The sequence below is a fragment of the Lacticaseibacillus manihotivorans DSM 13343 = JCM 12514 genome (assembly GCF_001435035.1).
In the GTDB taxonomy this organism is placed as follows: Bacteria; Bacillota; Bacilli; order Lactobacillales; family Lactobacillaceae; genus Lacticaseibacillus; species Lacticaseibacillus manihotivorans.
In genome coordinates this window covers 1-928 of sequence record NZ_AZEU01000317.1, presented here as the reverse complement: position 1 = coordinate 928, position 928 = coordinate 1, and the positions used below count along the sequence as shown (strand labels likewise).

The following is a 928-nucleotide window of genomic DNA, read 5'->3' as shown; positions in this document are numbered from 1 at the left end:
CATTTGAATACATAATGACATCATACCCGAAGTCCAGGAATTTGTCCGCACGCCCAAGGTGGTAAATTCGGATGGCTGGCGTCATCATCCACGGACAAAATGTTGATTAATGAAAAGAAAAAGATTTGCGATTTACTGAATGGACAAATTGTTATACCAACTCAGCAAATTCTTATATGGCAACCCTTTAGATGTCCATTCTATTAAGGAGGTGCTCTTGCCATCTTTGATTGCAATAAATGCTGGAGTCTGTGTAAAACCTATTCTATTTTTTAAGGTATTCCATTCACGATCGTTATGAGTATCCCGGTAATTCTGAAGATCTACGTAATAGGTTGACTGAATATTCTGTAAGGTTCCAAAGCGGTTAGCCAACTGCTTTTCAAAAAACATACAGTCCGTGCAGGAACTACGCTTAATATAAACAACCATGCTTGATTTATTGTTAATTTTTTGTGTTAATTGTTGAAGAGAAATTTGTTTAAAAGGTAGTGATGGATGATCGGGTTTATTAGTGGCTGTTCAACTAGGCCACCATATTCTCAATGCTAGTAGTAAATTTGTACCGGAAACGATAGGTTTGCCCTTCGTTCGTAGTTGAAATCAAAATTGGTATAGCAAACACCCGCAAGAACGTCAGGGCATTGCTTAATACCATTGCCTGATCGATCTTGACGGCCAATGACTCAGCTGTTCGGGTATTAACTAAGTCCAGGCCTACTGACCCTTTGAGAAAGGCAAATCGGCGTTCAATGGCACCACGACGGTTCTCTGCATCCGTATCCTGTCGGCGTTTCTTGGCATCGACATGCTTTGGCTTTGCGCCCAGTTTAGGTCCGCAAAGGGTGATGCCTAGATTCGTACACAATTTTCGATTGTCGCGGTTACGGTAAAGTGTGTCGGCCAGTACCTCATCTGGGTAATGGCC

General features: G+C 41.8%; 2 protein-coding genes. Both read right to left on the bottom strand.

All coding sequences use genetic code 11. From position 1 onward, the window contains the following. Nucleotides 1-132: 132 nt before the first annotated feature. A complete protein-coding gene (locus FD01_RS17035; protein ID WP_477218261.1) occupies nucleotides 133-477 on the bottom strand; it encodes a DUF6568 family protein in 345 nt (114 codons plus the stop codon). Nucleotides 478-526: 49 nt separating this feature from the next. Continuing rightward, on the bottom strand, nucleotides 527-928 hold a 402-nt coding region (locus FD01_RS15220), incomplete at its 5' end, for a transposase (RefSeq protein ID WP_156647338.1).